Source organism: Micrococcus lylae NBRC 15355, from assembly GCF_001570885.1.
Lineage (GTDB): Bacteria > Actinomycetota > Actinomycetes > Actinomycetales > Micrococcaceae > Micrococcus > Micrococcus lylae.
Genome location: NZ_BCSN01000029.1, coordinates 1 through 15,094, shown reverse-complemented (window position 1 = coordinate 15,094; position 15,094 = coordinate 1). Strand labels below are relative to the sequence as shown.

Here is a 15,094-nt window from a genome sequence, read left to right as displayed (position 1 = left end):
TCGCGCTGAGCCGGCGCATCTACTCGCGCTGAGTCGGCGCATCTACTCGCGCTGAGCCGGCGCCGGGGTCCGCCGCCCCTGTCCGGACCCGCTTCACGACGTCGGCGCGTCACCGTCCGAAGGTGACGCGCCGACGTCGTGGGTGTGGCCTCCGGCGCCGTGCCGGAGGAGGCAGGTCAGTCGAGGGAGAGGGTGACCAGGCCCAGCTGCGCGGAGCGGATGATGGCCTGGACGCGGTCTCGGACCTCGAGCTTGTCCAGGATGCGGGTGAAGGTGGCCTTCACGGTGGACTCGGACAGGTGCAGGCTCTGGGCGATCTCCGTGTTGGACTGGCCGCGGGCGAGCAGGCGCAGCACGCCGAGTTCGCGCTCGGTGAGGTCGGAGCCGTCCGGGTCGCCGGGACGCACCGGCCGGGTGCCGACGCCGGGACCGTCCTCCTCGATGGCTGTGAGCAGCTTCTTCGTGACCGTGGGGGAGAGGACGGACTCGCCACGGTGCACGGCGTGGATGGCGCTCAGGATGGAGGCCGGCTCGGCGTCCTTGACCATGTAGCCGGCGGCGCCGGCGCGCAGGGCGGGGACGAGGTAGTTCTCCGAGGTGAAGGTGGTGATGGCCAGGACGCGGATCTCGGGGTGGTCGCGGGCGATGTGGCCGGTGGCCTCCACGCCGTCCATGACCGGCATCTGCATGTCCATGAGGACGACGTCCGGGGTGGTGGCGTCGCAGGCCTCGAGGGCCTCCGCGCCGTTGGCGGCGACGCCGATGCAGCTCATGCCGGGGGCCGAGTCCACGAGGGTCTTGAGGGCCCCGCTCATGAGCGGCTGGTCGTCCACGATGAGCACGCGAAGATTCTGGGTCACCGCATCAGCGTAGAACACGCGCGGGTGTAGCGCGGATCACAGTGCGCTTTTCACAGGCAGACATATGGGATGCGGTGTTCTCACAGGAAAAAGTATGGAGTGCGGGGTTTCCTGTGAATCTGCGCTCTGTGGTGTTCAGGCCTGGCGCGGTGTGTGAGCTGCATCCCATAATGCTGGACATGAAGACTCGTACCTTCGCTGCCAGCATCCTGACCGCTGCCGCCCTGTTCACCATGGCTCCCGCCGCCTCCGCCGCGCCGACCGGCACCGGCTCCGACGTCGCCGAGACCACCGGCTTCGCCAAGGGCACCCGAGACTACTTCTGCTTTAACTTCGGCATGTTCTGCGACTGATCGTCCGGCATACCGGAACGGGTGACTTCGACCGGGACGATCGACCTCACCCCCGCTGAACCGTCGCCTGCGAAGGCGCCGGTTCAGCGGGGGTGGCGTCGCTTCTGGGATGCACGCCAGTGCAGTCCCTGGTATCTGGGGATCGTCAGCATCCTCGTGGTGCTGTCGATCTCGTCCGACCTCGTCTCTGAGGTCACGGAGCTGGAATCGGCTGAGCGCCAGGACAGGTACGTCCTGATCCTGGGTCTGCTGGCGGCGGCCTTCCTGCTGCAGTGGGTGTCCACCACGGTGGCGTTCACTGCTCTTCTGCCCGTCTATTTTCTGGCGCGAACGGGCGGGGAGACCCTTCCCATCCTGCTGTACGACACTCTGATCGTCAGTGCCGTCGTGGCGACGGCCAATGCGCTGTTCAGTGTCATCGCCAGCGTGCTGGCGCTGGGGTGGGCCGTGCTCTTTCCGTCTCTGCTGCATCAGCCGGCATCGACGATCTGGTTCTCGGTGATCATCTCGGTGCTGGGCATCGGCGTGGGGCTCTTTGTCCGATTCGCCTGGATGCGCCGCGAGGCAGACGCCCTCAAGATCCAGGAGGCCCGCCGGCAGGCGCTGGAGGCCGCGCTGCGTGAGCGGCGGGTCCTCGCCCGAGACCTGCATGACATCGTGGCGCACAACCTCACGATCATCTCGATGCAGGCGCGTACCGCGCAGTTCGTCGGCACGGACGAGGCCGCGCGTCAGGCGCTGGACGTGGTCGGCAGCTCCGCCAAGGATGCGCTGGTGGACCTGCGGCGCATGCTCGCGCTGATGCGCGAGGAAGGCGTGGTGGGGGATCAGGCGCAGCCCGGCCACTCCGGCTCGGAGTCGAGCACCTCGGTGGACATCGACCTCGGCGTCTCCCGGGTCTCCCACGAGCTCATGGAGCTGGGCTTCACCGTGCGCGCGGACGTCCGGCTGGAGGGGAGAGCGGTCCCCTTGGGCACCCAGAGCACGCTCTACCGCGTGCTCCAGGAGGCCACCAGCAACATCGCCAAGCACGGGGACCGCAGCGAGCCGGTGCAGATCTCCGTCGGATTGGAGGGGGCGGACGCGGTCCTGCGGGTCTCCAACGCGATCGAGCGCCGGCCCCAGAGCAGGAAGGGGCGCGGCGGACAGGCCTGGAACTCCTCCGGCGTCGGACTCAACTCGATGCGCGAGCGCGTCTCCGCCTTCGGCGGCACGTTCAGCGTGGGGCCGGAGGGGGATCAGTGGCGGCTCGTGGCCGCCGTTCCCGCAGGTGATCCCGCGGACATGTGATGCATGTCACACTGACCGCGAAAGTGTAGACAAAAGTCCACTACCGGTCCGGCTGTGGCCCCGACTACAGTGAAAAGTGCCCCAAGAGACGGTGCACAGTGCAGGACGACACCGACCGGAACAAGCCTGAGGGGATGCGGGCCCGGGAGGACGTTCTAGGAGGAAGGCGGCGGTCGCAGATCGCCGCCTTCTTTCTCTCTGCACGACGTGCAGTGCTGCAGGCCTGCGGCACGATCACCTACATGTGAGGCCTCGCCTCGTCGCCGGGGTCCGGCCGCTGCAGGCGGCCGGCCCCCGGCGATACGCCTGCCCAGGGCTGCACGCTCCGTGGCAGGCAGGCACGCCCTGGACGGGTCAGGCGGCAGCCTGACCCGGATGCTGGTCCGCGCCCGCGTCGCCTGCCTCGTCCGGGCCGCCGACGACCTTCACCAGCGGACGGGCGGCCACGCGTCCCAGGCCCATGAGGATGCCGGCCGGGAAGCCGATGACCGGGATGAGCATCGGCAGGATGCCGCCGGCGCCCTGGGTCAGCACCACCAGGCCGTACAGCATGCCCACCAGGGCGTAGGCGAGCACGTGCACCCACTGGTTGAGCACGTGGCGGAACGCCCAGTTCACCAGCAGGCACAGCGGCAGGCCGACCACCAGGCCGGCCAGGCCCACCACGGTGAGCAGCGGTGTCAGGCTGCCGAACTCCTGCAGGCTCGGGATGAGCGCCAGCACGAGCACGAGCGCCGCCATCAGCAGGTTCGGGACCAGCCAGGCCACCAGAAACCCGTAGATGCTCATGTGCAGGCGCGGGCGCGGCCCTGCGGCGGCTCGGGCGGCCTTGCGGCGGGCACGGGCGGTGCTCTTCACCGGGGCGGGAGTGGTCATGGCGGGGCGACTCCGAAGTCAGTGGACACAGCGGGCGGCTCCCCACTCTAGTCACCCGGCCTGACCCGGACCTGAGTGCGGCGTCAGCCCTCCGCGCCGTCCACGGCGAAGGTCAGCTCCTCCGGGGACGGCCAGCTCTCCAGGGTGGCGCGGGCCTGCCAGGCGTCGTCCGAGTCCTGGTCCACCGGCTCGACCACGAGGGCGCCGAGCTCGCCGTCCACCACGCACAGGCGCACCTCGAACTCCTGGCCCTCGTGGGTGAATCGGCCGCGCACGGGCCAGGTGAAGTCGTGCGGAACGGCGCGCACCAGCGGGGTCTCGGCGTCGACCACCAGCGGCAGCCAGTCGGTGAATTCGACGCCCGGCTCCTGCTCCACGGCCTTCGTGTGCGCCAGCTGGGCGCACAGTGCGGCCTGGCCCGGCAGAGCGGCGCCCTCGGCCAGGGCCGGGTCCAGGAGGGTCTCCAGCAGCACGCGGGCGGCGGCCGGGACCGGGACCGGTGCGAGTCCGTCCTCATCCTCGGGCATGTCGTCCATGAAGCGCAGCAGGGCACCCTGCTGCACGGCGTCGCGGTGGGTGCGGCGGGCGGCGGCATTGCCCAGCAGGGCGGCGGCCACGCCGAGCACGGCCATGGCCGCGCGCGGATGCGTCAGGCCGGCCTTCTGGGCCAGACCGGTGGCGCCGACCTTCTCCAGCAGGTCCATGCTCGTGGCGTCCCACTTCGCGTAGACGGCCGGGGCCAGGGCCACGAGCCCGCCGGCGGCAGCACCTCCGGCCAGACCCACCAGGCCGTTGCGCAGGCGGGTGGTCAAGCGCGGGGTCACGCCGGCGGCGAGGGCACCCACGTCCATCGCGGCCCGGAGCTCAGCTGCGCCGTAGACGCCGGTGGCGGCGGCGATGATCCGGTTCACCGTCCTGCGCTCCCGTGCGTCCCCCTCCGAGGGGTCCAGCAGGCTGAGGGCCCCGAGACCCGCGGCGGCGAGCAGGCCGTAGCTGCGGCTGCCCGGGCGCAGGAAGCCGGGGCGGGTGGCCCGCTTCGGCAGATACGCGGCCGTCTCGCCGGACATCGGGGCGTGGGCGAACATTCCGAACTCGGTGGTCTTCATGCCTCCATCCTCTCTGGAAAGTCCGCGCTTGTCGCCATGAAGTCCGCTCCTGCCGCCATGCGCGGAGCCGGCGCTCTCCCGGAGCCCTCGTTCCGATCCGGAGCCGGCGAGACGCTCTCCGGATCGGAACGAGGGCTCTGAGGGGAGAGGGCTCAGCTCCGTCCGATGTAGGCCAGCAGACCGGCCAGGGCGGCGCGGTGCCCGGCCTCGAGGGTGGGTGCCATGACGGGCCCGAAGGCGGGGTGATGGTTCACCGGGTACTGCTCCGGGGCGCCCTGGAAGCCGCCGAAATGCCAGTACACGAGGGGGACGCCGATGGCGTCGGCCAGGGCGCCCACGTCCTCCGAGCCCATGAACGGGGCGGCGGAGGTGACCTGCTCTGCGCCGAGCTCGGCGCGCAGGGCGGCGGTGACGCGCTCGGAGTGCCCGGGATCGTTGTAGCAGCGGGGGAACGTGCTGATCGGCTCGACGGTCGGTTCCGGGGCGCCGGAGGCGGCGGCCTCGGCCTTCACGATGCGCTCCACGGCCGCCACCACCTGGTCCCGACGCGCGGGGGTGAAAGTGCGGATGTTGAGCTCGATGGTCGCCTCGGCGGGGATGATGTTCTCCTTCAGGCCGGCGTGGAACGTGCCGACCGTGACCACGGCGGACTCGCGCGGGTCCACCTCGCGGGAGACCACGGTCTGCAGCCGGGCCACCGCGTGGGAGGCCATCACGATGGGGTCGATGCTGTCCTGCGGCTGAGAGCCGTGCGCCTGCTTTCCGTGGAAGGTCACCCGCAGGGAGTCGGCCAGGGCCATGGCGGTGCCGGGGATGACGTAGACGCTTCCGGCCTCCAGCGGCATGACGTGCTGGCCCAGGACGACCTCCGGCCGCGGGGCACGGTCCCAGAGGCCGTCCGCGACCATCGCCGCGGCGCCGGCTCCGGTCTCCTCGCCCGGCTGGAACACGAACACCACCGTGCCCTGCCAGGTCTCAGGGGCCTTCACCAGCTGCCGTGCGGCGGTGAGCGCTCCCATCACGTGCGTGTCGTGGCCGCAGCCGTGCATCACCGGGACGTCCCTGCCGTCCGCGAGGGTGCCACGGGCGGTGGACGCGTAGTCCAGCCCCGTGTCCTCGAGGATCGGCAGCCCGTCGAAGTCCGCGCGGAACGCGACCGTGGTCGCCTCCGGGGACTCCGGGTGCCGCAGGATGCCGACCACGCCGGTGCCGCCGCAGCGGAAGTGCTCGACGCCGAGCTCGTCCAGCTGCCGCTCGATCCAGGCGGCGGTCTCATGCTCCTGCATCGACAGCTCCGGGTGGCGGTGCAGGTGGACGTAGTCCGCGTGCATGCGCTCGCGCTCGGCGTCGGTCAGCCGCAGGGCCTGCGGCAGGCAGGTGGGGGTCGGCAGGGGAGCGGCGGTGTCGGTCGGGGAGGTCATGGGGTCCTCTCGTCGGCGATGGCGGCATGACGAAGCCCTCGTTCCGATCCGGAGCGCGTGCGGGGGGCTCCGGATCGGAACGAGGGCAACATGGGCGGGGGAGACAGAGGTCAGCCCTGGCGCAGGCCGCCCTGCCACAGGGCGGCGAACGGGGTGTTGCCGTCCACCGCCTGGCGGATGCCGGCGGTCACGAAGGCCTTGGCGCGCCGCGCAGCCTCCAGCGGGGTGGCGCCCTTGGCCAGCTCGGCGGTCACGGCGGCGGCCAGGGAGCAGCCGGCGCCGGAGACGCCCGCGGTGCCGATCTTCGGCTCGGAGAGGACCTCCACGGTCTCGCCGTCCACGAACACGTCCACCGCGTCCGGACCCTCGAGGTGCATGCCGCCCTTGGCGAGCACGGCGGCGCCGGAGACCTCGTGGATCTTCTTGGCGGCGGCGATCAGGTCGTCCACGGTCTTCACGGTCATGCCGGAGAGCTGCTCGGTCTCGAAGTGGTTCGGGGTGGTGAAGGTCGCCAGCGGCAGCAGCTCCGCCTTCAGCGCCTGGTCGGTGTCCAGCGCGTGGCCGGCCTCCTGGCCCTTGCAGATCAGCACCGGGTCCAGCAGCACGTGGTCCCACTCCTGGGACTTGAGGGCGCCGGCGGTGGTGCGGATGACCTCCGGGGAGCCCTGCATGCCGAGCTTCACGGTCTTCAGGGTGCCCTCGTAGTCCTTCTGGACAGCCTCGAGCTGGTCCGCGATGACCTCGGTGGGCACCGGGAAGAAGCGGTGGTTCCAGTCGTCCTTCGGGTCGAAGGAGACGATGCAGGTCAGGGACACGATGCCGAACACGCCCAGCTCCTGGAACGTCTTCAGGTCGGCCTGGGCGCCGGCACCGCCGGTGGCCTCGGAACCGGCGATGGTGAGTGCGATGGCGGGGCGCTCCGTGCGCGCGATCACGTCAGACATGAGGTCGATGCTACTCCCGTGGCGGCTGTGCCCTCACCCGCGCCCGTCACAGATGTCAGGTGCCCGGGTCCGCTGGGATTCCGCCGTGGGCGGAGCCGCCGTGCTGGCGCGCTCCCGGCCTGATCGGCCAGAGTGGACGCATGATCCTGATCAACCTGAAGTTCACCGTCAAGCCCGAGCTCGCCGACCAGTGGATGGACGCCGTCGCGAAGTACACCGCAGACGTCCGCAGCGAGGAGGGCAACATGTTCTTCGAGTGGTACCAGCCGGTGGAGGGCGAGAAGAACGAGTACTTCCTGCTCGAGGGCTTCACCGACGAGGGCGCGAAGGCCCATGTGGAGTCCCCGCATTTCCAGGAGGGCATCGACGCCATGAAGCCGCTGCTCGCCAAGACCCCGCAGATCATCTCCGAGCAGATCTCGGCCGACGGCTTCGGTCCGATGGGGGAGATCCAGATCGACGAGTGAGCCTTCCGGCCCGCTGAACTCCGGCTGAGCCCGTCTCAGCTCTCCAGGGCGGCCCGCACCGACGCCAGCACGGCGTCCGTGTCGGGCCGCCCTTCGTCCACCGTCACGACGACGGTCCTCACCCGGGCGGCGTCGGCCGCCGGGCTCGGGGGCCGGGTCAACGCCCGGACCAGGCCGGTCAGGTCTTCGGCGAGCCGCTCCTCGGCGTCGGCGGCGTCCGGCAGAACGCCGGTCTCGGCGCCCTCCCGCAGCCAGCCGCGCAGCGCCGCGTTGTGGACGGCCACGGCGGCGCCGGCCAGGCCGAACGCCGTGGCGTCCCCGCCGGGCAGCGTCTCCGGTCGGCCCCGCAGCCAGCGGGCGAAGAGCCGCTCGTAGCCGTGCGAGCTCAGCAGCTCCCGGTTCCGCAGCGCCTTGGACTGCCGCAGCAGCCGGTACCGGGCCTGCGCCTGTGCCGGGTCCCCGGCATGGTGCCGGAACACCCGCAGCACGGCCTCCACGAGCGCGTCCGCGGTGGCCTCGGGGCCCGGGCTCGCTCCGTCCAGGAACTCTTCGAGCTCCTCGAGCAGCACCGCATGGTCGTGGAAGACCACGTCCTCCTTGGAGCCGAAGGTGCGGAAGAACGTGGCTCGGCTGACGCCGACCGCAGCGGCGAGGGCGTCCACGGTGGTGGCGTCCCAGCCCTGCTCGTCCAGCAGGCGGATGAGGGCGGGCGTGTGCGCGGCGAGCCTCTTGTTCATGTCGACGATCATACGCAGTCTGATACGGCGTCTCACTTGACCTGAAACTCAGTCTCATACGATGCTGGATCCAGCATCCCGCGCCGGACAGGCGGAGGCGAGCGGCCGTCGTCGTGAGGCTCCGCGCACCGTGAGGCCCCCGCCGCACGGACCCGGCGCTCCACCTCCCACCGAGAGGACCCGCCATGACCGAGCAGCTGCCCACCGCCGAGCCCGAGTACGACATCACCGGTCCCCTGGACACGGACGCCTACGCGATCTTCGAGGACATCGACGAGCAGGATCTCGTCCTCTTCAAGGCCGCACGCGCCTACCTCACCCCCGAGGTCCAGAAGACCCTCCAGGACGCCTGGGACAAGGGCGAGTACCCCACCGGGCTGATCCCGGGACTGGCCGAGTCGGACCTGCTGCGAGACGGCGTCGAGGTCGAGGGCAAGCCCACCTACTCCCGCCTCGCCTCCGGCCTGGCCACCATGGAGCTCTCGCGCATCGACGGCTCGCTGTCCACCATCGTGGGCGTGCAGGGCGGACTGGCCATGCGCTCGATCCAGATGTGCGGATCCGACGAGCAGAAGGCCACGTACCTGCCGAAGATGGCCGCCGGCGAGCTCTACGGGGCGTTCGCGCTCACCGAGCCCACCCACGGCTCCGACTCCGTCTCCCTCGAGACCACCGCCACCCCCGTGGACGGAGGCTGGAGGATCAACGGCCACAAGAAGTGGATCGGCAACGGCGCCGCCGGCGGCATCACCGTCACCTGGGCCCGCTCCACCGAGGACGGCCAGGTCAAGGGCTTCATCGTCCACCAGGACACCGAGGGCTACACGGCCGAGGTCATCCGCGGCAAGATGTCCCTGCGCGCCATCCACCAGGCCCACATCACCTACGACGACGTGTTCGTTCCGGCCGAGGACGTCATGCCGGAGGCCACCTCCTTCAAGAACACCGCCGCCGTCCTCTTCGCCACCCGCGTGGGCGTGGCCTGGGCCGCCGTCGGCCACGCGGTCGGCTGCTATGAGGCCGCCGTGCAGTACTCGCAGCAGCGTGTGCAGTTCGGCCGCCCGCTGGCCCACTCCCAGGTGGTGCAGGAGCGCCTGGCCCGCATGCTCTCCGAGCTGACCCAGGTGCAGCTGCTCGTGCTGCGGGCCTCCCGACTCGAGGACTCCGGCCGCCTCACCGGCCCGCAGGCCTCGCTGGCCAAGTACTCGGCCACCCGCGCCGCCCGGTCCATCGCCGCGAACGCCCGGGACCTGCTCGGCGGCAACGGCATCCTCGTGCAGAACGAGGTGGGCAAGCACTTCGCGGACATCGAGGCCATCCACACCTATGAGGGCACCGAGACCGTGCAGGCGCTCATCGTCGGCCGCGACATCACCGGCAAGGGGGCGTTCGCCTGAGCCTGGGGGACGGCGCCGGGCCGGTGTGAAGCCGGGGCCGGCCGCCGGCCCTGCTGAGGCCACCACGACGGCGGCACCCGCCCTGCCAGGGCGGGTGCCGCCGTCGGGGTGGGCGGCAGGCGAGGAACGTGCCGGGTCCCCACAAGGAAGCGGCCACCTCCATGCCGGTTCCGTCCCCGACCGGGGCGTCCGCAGGCCACCATCCTGGACGTATTCTGTCCACACCGTGGACACGGCCTGTTGCGCAGGTCACCGTGTGGCCTAGGTTGGGGCCATGGAGAACACGCCCCGCGACCACACCCACCGGTGGCCGTCCCGCGTCGCCGACCACTCGTCCGCCGAGGACCGCAACGCGATCCGCCGCATCAACGAGCTGGCGTTCGAGACCTCTGCCGAGGCGGACCTCGTGGAGGAGCTCCAGAAGGACGAAGGAGCCTGGCTGCCGCAGTTCTCGATGGTCACCATGACCGCCGCGATCCCCGGCACCGACCTGCACTCGGACCCCGTGGCATACGGCCTGCTGTGCCGCGCCCACATCGGGGACGCCGAGACCCTCGCGCTCGCCCCGCACGGTGTGCTGCCGGAGCACCAGAACCAGGGTGCCGGCACCGCGGTGGTGAAGGCGCTGCTCGCGGCCGCGAAGGAGGCCGGCGAGCCCCATGTGGTGGTCTACGGCTACCCCGAGTACTACCCGCGCTTCGGCTTCGAGGATGCCGCCGAATACGGCGTCACCGCCGCCTTCGCGGACCGCCCGGGGGCCCTCCAGATCCTCGTCCTCGACCAGTCCGTCGAGGTCCCCTCGGGTGAGTTCGCCTACCCCGAGGCGTTCGGCGCGGAGACCCGCGCCCCGCTGGGCTGACGACGGCGGGCGCCCGCGGGGTGGGGTGACACCACGCGGAGCGCCGCCGGCGTCGACCCCCGTGCGCGGCCGTCCTCACCGGAGAGGGCGGCCGCGCGCAACCATGTCCGGGGCGGAACGGGCTGGGCAGGGACGCAGCTGATCCCCTGTGTGCCACGAGTCGGAAAGCCGGCCTCGACGGGCGGAGTTCCGACGCTGCGGACACAGAGAGCGAGCCTTCACGCGAAGTTGGAGCGCCTCGACGGGCGGAGTTCCGACGCTGCGGACACAGAGAGCGGACCTTCCCGGCCCCCGCCTCACTTCTTGCCGGCGTAGTACCGGCCGAGGGTCTCGGTCTTGAGCTCCGCGAAGGTGCCGTCTCCGATCGACGCGCGGATGCGGTCCACCAGGGACACGGTGAAGCGCTCGTTGTGGATGGACACCAGAGTGTGGGCGACCATCTCCTTGGCCTTCATGAGGTGGCGGATGTAGGCGCGTGAGTAGTGCGCGCAGGTGTAGCAGTCGCACTCGGGGTCCAGCGGGCCCCAGTCCCGCCGGTACTTGGCGCCGGGCAGGTTGTAGCGGCCGTCGCGGGTGTAGAACGCTCCGGTGCGGGCCACGCGGGTGGGGGAGACGCAGTCGAAGGTGTCCGCGCCGTTCTCCACGGCGGTGAACAGGTCGTCCGGCTCGGAGATGCCCAGCAGGTGCCGCGGCCTGTCCTCCGGCAGCACCTCGGCGCACCAGCCGACGATCGTCCCGAGGTTCTCCTTCTCCAGGGCCCCGCCCACGCCGTAGCCGTCGAACCCGGCCTCCGTGCCGTCGGCGTACCGGGTGGTCATGGCGGACAGGTCGGCGCAGGCCTTGCGGCGCAGGTCCTCGTACTGGGCGCCCTGGATGACGCCGAACAGCGCCTGGTAGGGGCGGTCGGCGCGCTCGGCGGTGAGGCGGGCGTGCTCGTCCAGGCAGCGTTGCGCCCAGCGGCGGGTGCGCTCGAGGGCCTCCTCCTGGTAGCCGCGGGAGTTGTGCAGGGTGGTCAGCTCGTCGAAGGCGAACATGATGTCCGCGCCGAGGTTGTGCTGGATCTGGACGGACCGCTCCGGGGTGAACCGGTGCCGGTCACCGGTGAGGTGGGACTTGAACCAGACGCCGTCGTCGTCCACGTTGGCCAGGCGCTCCTTGCCGGGGGCGACGGCGTCGTCAGCGCCCTGCCCGTCCGGGGCGGAGGGGCCCTTCATGTCGATGACCTTCTTGAAGCCCGAGCCGAGGCTCATCACCTGGAAGCCACCGGAGTCGGTGAAGGTGGGGCCGCCCCAGTTCATGAACCTGCCGAGCCCGCCGGCCTCGTCGAGCAGCTCGTCGCCGGGCTGCAGGTACAGGTGGTAGGCGTTGGCCAGCAGGGCCTGCGCGCCGAGGTCCTCCATGGACTCCGGCAGCACGGCTTTCACGGTGGCCTGGGTGGCGACCGGGATGAACGCCGGGGTCTGGATCTGCCCGTGCGGGGTGGTGATGACGCCGGTGCGGCCGTGGCCGGGGCCGTCCTCGAGGCGCCCGGTCACCTCGTATCCGAAGTGCGAGGGGTGGGCGGGCTGCGGCGCGGGGGTCTCGGCGTCGTGGTGGGGCATGGGATCCATCGTAGTGAGCCGGCCGCCTCCCGTGGCCCCCGGATCAGGCCTCCAGCGCGTCCATCACCGCGGAGGCCACCACCAGGTCCTGCCAGGGCATGCCGGTCGTCACGACGACGGCAGGCACCCCCGCCTTCCGGCTCGCCCGGCCTGTGGCCAGGTCCGCGAAGGTGACCAGCTCGCGCTCGGCGACGGCGCCGGACTCCATGCCGAGCACCACCTCGCCGGCCTCGCGCAGCGCCGAGTCGCGCGACTCCACGACCACCTGTCCGCGGGCGAGCAGGGCATCGTCCAGCTCACGGGTGTCCGGGGTGTGGGCGCCCATCGCCACCACCACGGCGTCGTCGCGCACCAGGGCGCCGTCGAACAGCGGGGACGTGGAGGCGGTGCAGGTGACCACCACGCCCGCCTCGGCAACAGCCTCCTCGTCGCCGGCCTCCGCGGAGACGCCGAGTTCGTCGGTGATGCGCGCGGCCAGCGCCTGGGCCTTCTCCGCGCTCCGGCCCACCACGGTGATCCGCTCGACCTCCAGGACGTCGCAGAACGTCACTGCGTGCTCCCACGCCTGGACCCCGGTGCCGAACAGGACGAGGTGAGCGGCCGCCGTCGTGGTTCCGGGCGTGTCCGAGGAGCCGGTGGCCGAGGAGCCGGCGGGGACGGCGCCGGCCAGGCGCGCGCCGAGTGCGGACACGGACGAGGTGCGCAGGTTCGTGAGCTCGATGCCGTCCAGGACGGCACGCGGCGCCTGCTCGGCACCGCCGAAGAGGACGTAGACGCCCTGGATGACCGGCAGGTCCGCGTCCGCGTTCTCCGGGGTGAGCGTGAGCAGCTTCGTGCCGACCTCCTCGCCGCGGGTCGACGGCATCTGCATGAGCATGCCTGTGGCGGTCTCCACCCGGGTGCGCGGAGCGTCGGTCTCCGGGTCGAGTCCTTCGCGCAGGGCGCGTTCGAGGGCCTCGACGGCGGCCGTCGGGCTGAGAGCGGAGCGCAGGGCGGGGCCGTGGACATAGGGCAGCTGAGAGGGGGCAGGGGAGGCTGTGCTCGGATCCGTCATGGACTCCACCGTACGGAATCCGCCGCGGGCGTACCGGGTCCGCGGTGGCGGATACTGTGAGGGACATCAGGAGGCCGCCCGTGCAGCGCCGCCTCCCCGCATTCCCGAGAGGACACCGATGAGCCACGAGCACCCCGACGGCGGCCGGCGTCGCCGCCACGGCGAGACGCCGTCCTGGTACCAGGGCGGCGGCGACGAGCAGCAGGAGCCCCGCCCCTGGGAGCAGGAGGGGTATGCGGACGCGGGATATCCGCAGTACGGCCGCGACGGACAGGGCCCCTACGGGCCGGGCTCCTACGGACAGGGACCCCACGGGCAGGGCACCTACGGGCCGGGCGGTCAGGTCGGGCCGTACGGCCAGGTCCCGCCGCCGGGCTACGCCGGGGCGGGGATGCAGCCCTGGGCAGGCGGGATGGCACCGCAGCAGTACACCTCGCCCAAGTCGTTCATCGCCACGTGGCTGCTGTCCCTGTTGCTCGGCATCCTGGGAGTGGACCGGTTCTACCTGGGCAAGATCGGCACCGGGCTGCTGAAGCTGTTCACCTTCGGCGGCCTGGGCATCTGGTACCTGATCGACGTGATCATGACGCTGGCCCACGGCCAGACCGACGGCGTCGGCCGCAAGGTCCGCGGCACGCGCAACGAGCAGGCGGCGGCGGTCATCATCACCGTGGTCCTCTGGGTCATCGGCGGCGCCGTCAACGGCGGAAGCTGACACCGGCCGGCATCAATACAGGCGGCTGACACCGACCGGCGGATTCGCGCGTCCGGCCAGAGGGACAGATCGCCGGCCACGGATCCGCACGCCGCACGGGGGCACGACGAAGGGCCAGGACGTCGTCACGACGTCCTGGCCCTTCGCGCTGAGTACAGGCGATCGGCGCCCGCCCTGGGGGCAGGGCGGGCGCCGACCCGTGATCACCGGCGCCGAGGCGAGGGGAGGCCTCGGCCGGGGATCACTTCACTTCGCCGGGCCCGGGCGGGGCCCGGCGAAGTGAAGGTGAGGTGCGGCTCCGGTGCCGATGCCGCAGTGTCCTGCACCCCGCGGGGCGCAGGACACTGCGGACGGTCAGTCCTGCAGTCGGTAGTCCATGCGCTGCATGATCCGAGCGACGTCACCGCGCTGGATCTCGGTGCGGCTACCGTACGTGCCGTCGGCCTGGCCCATGATGATGCCCTGCTCGTACAGCCACATCACGGCCTTGAAGTGGCTGTTGTGGGTTGGCATGTCCGGGAACACGGCATACGTCGGCGGGACGTAGTCCGGGTCGCCCACGGCACGGAACACGAACGAGGCGAACTCCTGGCGGTTCACCATCTGGTACGGGCGGAAGGTGCCGTTGACGTACCCCGAGGTCACGCCGTTCTCGGCGGCCCAGGTGATGGCGTCGAAGAAGTTGCGGTCCCTGCGCACGTCACGGAACGGAGACGTGGCAGGGGCCTCGTGCTCTGGATCCAGGTAGCGGTACAGGAACGCGACGGACTCGGCACGGCTGATGTCATGGTGCGCGCGGAACGTGTTGTCTGTGTAGCCCTGGGTGATGCCGGCACAGCGCATCCAGGTCACGGCCGAGTAGAACGGCGAGCTCGGAGCGACGTCGGTGAAGTCCTCGACCTCGCAGATGTCCGGATCGGTCGGGTCGACCGGATCCTCCGGATCGGCCGGTTCCTTCTCGCCGTTGTGGATGCGGACCGCGGTGGTGTCCACCACTCGGCCGTTGTAGAGCACGTCCACGAAGCCGTTGTAGGCGGACTCGCCGTCGGTGTTCAGGGTGCCCGTGAAGGTGTGGGTCTGACCGGCGGTCACCGTCGCGGAGGACGGGTCGAAGGCCAGCACACCGGTGTCTTCCTCAGCCGGGAAGGACACGCGCAGGGTGTACGGGATCATTGCGTCGGTGCTGCCCTTGGCGACCACGTAGATCCTGTGCTCCGGGGCGGAGGAGAAGATCGGGCCGTTGTAGACCTCGGCACCGGTGCCACGCGTGGTGGAGCGGGCCACTGGGTAGGACGACCAGGAGCTCATGACGTAGATGTCGAGGTCGGCCTCAACGTCGCCGGCGGTCTCGGCCTCGATGCGCACGTTCGGGTAGCCGCGCGGGTACGCGAAGTCGTGGGCGGTCAGGCGCTCG

The 15,094-nt window shown here is 71.1% G+C and carries 15 protein-coding genes; 6 read left to right on the top strand and 9 right to left on the bottom strand.

The window, feature by feature from the left end:
* Window positions 1–176 precede the first annotated feature (176 nt).
* Entirely contained in the window at window positions 177–860 is a 684-nt protein-coding gene (locus tag MLY01S_RS07355; RefSeq protein WP_067190798.1) for a response regulator, read from the bottom strand.
* 179 nt (window positions 861–1,039) lie between these two features.
* Here MLY01S_RS07355 and MLY01S_RS07350 point away from each other — a divergent pair, with 179 nt between their 5' ends.
* Entirely contained in the window at window positions 1,040–1,213 is a 174-nt protein-coding gene (locus MLY01S_RS07350) for a hypothetical protein (RefSeq protein ID WP_157531277.1), read from the top strand.
* Window positions 1,214–1,372: 159 nt separating this feature from the next.
* Window positions 1,373–2,503 (top strand): sensor histidine kinase, encoded by a 1,131-nt coding sequence (locus MLY01S_RS07345; protein WP_135103330.1) that lies wholly within the window; start codon window positions 1,373–1,375, stop codon window positions 2,501–2,503.
* A 354-nt stretch (window positions 2,504–2,857) separates the two neighbouring features.
* Here MLY01S_RS07345 and MLY01S_RS07340 read toward each other — a convergent pair whose 3' ends face one another.
* The 4 genes from MLY01S_RS07340 to MLY01S_RS07325 all read right to left on the bottom strand — a co-directional run bounded on the left by MLY01S_RS07340 (window position 2,858) and on the right by MLY01S_RS07325 (window position 6,850).
* Window positions 2,858–3,379 (bottom strand): hypothetical protein, encoded by a 522-nt coding sequence (locus MLY01S_RS07340; RefSeq protein ID WP_067190767.1) that lies wholly within the window; start codon window positions 3,377–3,379, stop codon window positions 2,858–2,860.
* 83 nt (window positions 3,380–3,462) lie between these two features.
* Window positions 3,463–4,485, bottom strand: a complete 1,023-nt coding sequence (locus tag MLY01S_RS07335; protein WP_067190764.1) for a hypothetical protein — start codon at window positions 4,483–4,485, stop codon at window positions 3,463–3,465.
* A 152-nt stretch (window positions 4,486–4,637) separates the two neighbouring features.
* Entirely contained in the window at window positions 4,638–5,906 is a 1,269-nt protein-coding gene (locus MLY01S_RS07330) for an amidohydrolase (protein ID WP_067190762.1), read from the bottom strand.
* A gap of 110 nt (window positions 5,907–6,016) precedes the next feature.
* On the bottom strand, window positions 6,017–6,850 hold the full coding sequence (locus MLY01S_RS07325) for a hydroxymethylpyrimidine/phosphomethylpyrimidine kinase (protein ID WP_067190760.1): 834 nt from the start codon (window positions 6,848–6,850) through the stop codon (window positions 6,017–6,019).
* A gap of 140 nt (window positions 6,851–6,990) precedes the next feature.
* Here MLY01S_RS07325 and MLY01S_RS07320 point away from each other — a divergent pair, with 140 nt between their 5' ends.
* Window positions 6,991–7,317, top strand: a complete 327-nt coding sequence (locus MLY01S_RS07320; protein WP_067190758.1) for a putative quinol monooxygenase — start codon at window positions 6,991–6,993, stop codon at window positions 7,315–7,317.
* A gap of 35 nt (window positions 7,318–7,352) precedes the next feature.
* On the opposite strand, the gene MLY01S_RS07315 is transcribed toward MLY01S_RS07320, so the two are convergent.
* Complete coding sequence (locus MLY01S_RS07315; RefSeq protein ID WP_082739831.1) at window positions 7,353–8,054, bottom strand: TetR/AcrR family transcriptional regulator; 702 nt, start codon at window positions 8,052–8,054, stop codon at window positions 7,353–7,355.
* A gap of 185 nt (window positions 8,055–8,239) precedes the next feature.
* On the opposite strand from MLY01S_RS07315, the gene MLY01S_RS07310 reads away from it, so the two are divergent.
* Window positions 8,240–9,451: an acyl-CoA dehydrogenase family protein gene (locus MLY01S_RS07310; protein ID WP_067190756.1), complete on the top strand. Its 1,212-nt coding sequence runs from the start codon at window positions 8,240–8,242 to the stop codon at window positions 9,449–9,451.
* 274 nt (window positions 9,452–9,725) lie between these two features.
* Complete coding sequence (locus tag MLY01S_RS07305; RefSeq protein ID WP_067190753.1) at window positions 9,726–10,310, top strand: GNAT family N-acetyltransferase; 585 nt, start codon at window positions 9,726–9,728, stop codon at window positions 10,308–10,310.
* A 296-nt stretch (window positions 10,311–10,606) separates the two neighbouring features.
* Here the strand turns inward: MLY01S_RS07305 and tgt are convergent, their stop codons facing one another.
* Both tgt and MLY01S_RS07295 read right to left on the bottom strand, forming a co-directional pair.
* On the bottom strand, window positions 10,607–11,911 hold the full coding sequence (tgt, locus tag MLY01S_RS07300; RefSeq protein ID WP_067190751.1) for a tRNA guanosine(34) transglycosylase Tgt: 1,305 nt from the start codon (window positions 11,909–11,911) through the stop codon (window positions 10,607–10,609).
* A 43-nt stretch (window positions 11,912–11,954) separates the two neighbouring features.
* On the bottom strand, window positions 11,955–12,965 hold the full coding sequence (locus tag MLY01S_RS07295) for an ornithine cyclodeaminase family protein (RefSeq protein WP_067190749.1): 1,011 nt from the start codon (window positions 12,963–12,965) through the stop codon (window positions 11,955–11,957).
* A gap of 118 nt (window positions 12,966–13,083) precedes the next feature.
* Here MLY01S_RS07295 and MLY01S_RS12965 point away from each other — a divergent pair, with 118 nt between their 5' ends.
* Entirely contained in the window at window positions 13,084–13,680 is a 597-nt protein-coding gene (locus tag MLY01S_RS12965; RefSeq protein ID WP_245232158.1) for a TM2 domain-containing protein, read from the top strand.
* 354 nt (window positions 13,681–14,034) lie between these two features.
* On the opposite strand, the gene MLY01S_RS07285 is transcribed toward MLY01S_RS12965, so the two are convergent.
* On the bottom strand, window positions 14,035–15,094 hold a 1,060-nt coding region (locus MLY01S_RS07285; RefSeq protein ID WP_169795141.1), incomplete at its 5' end, for an S-layer homology domain-containing protein.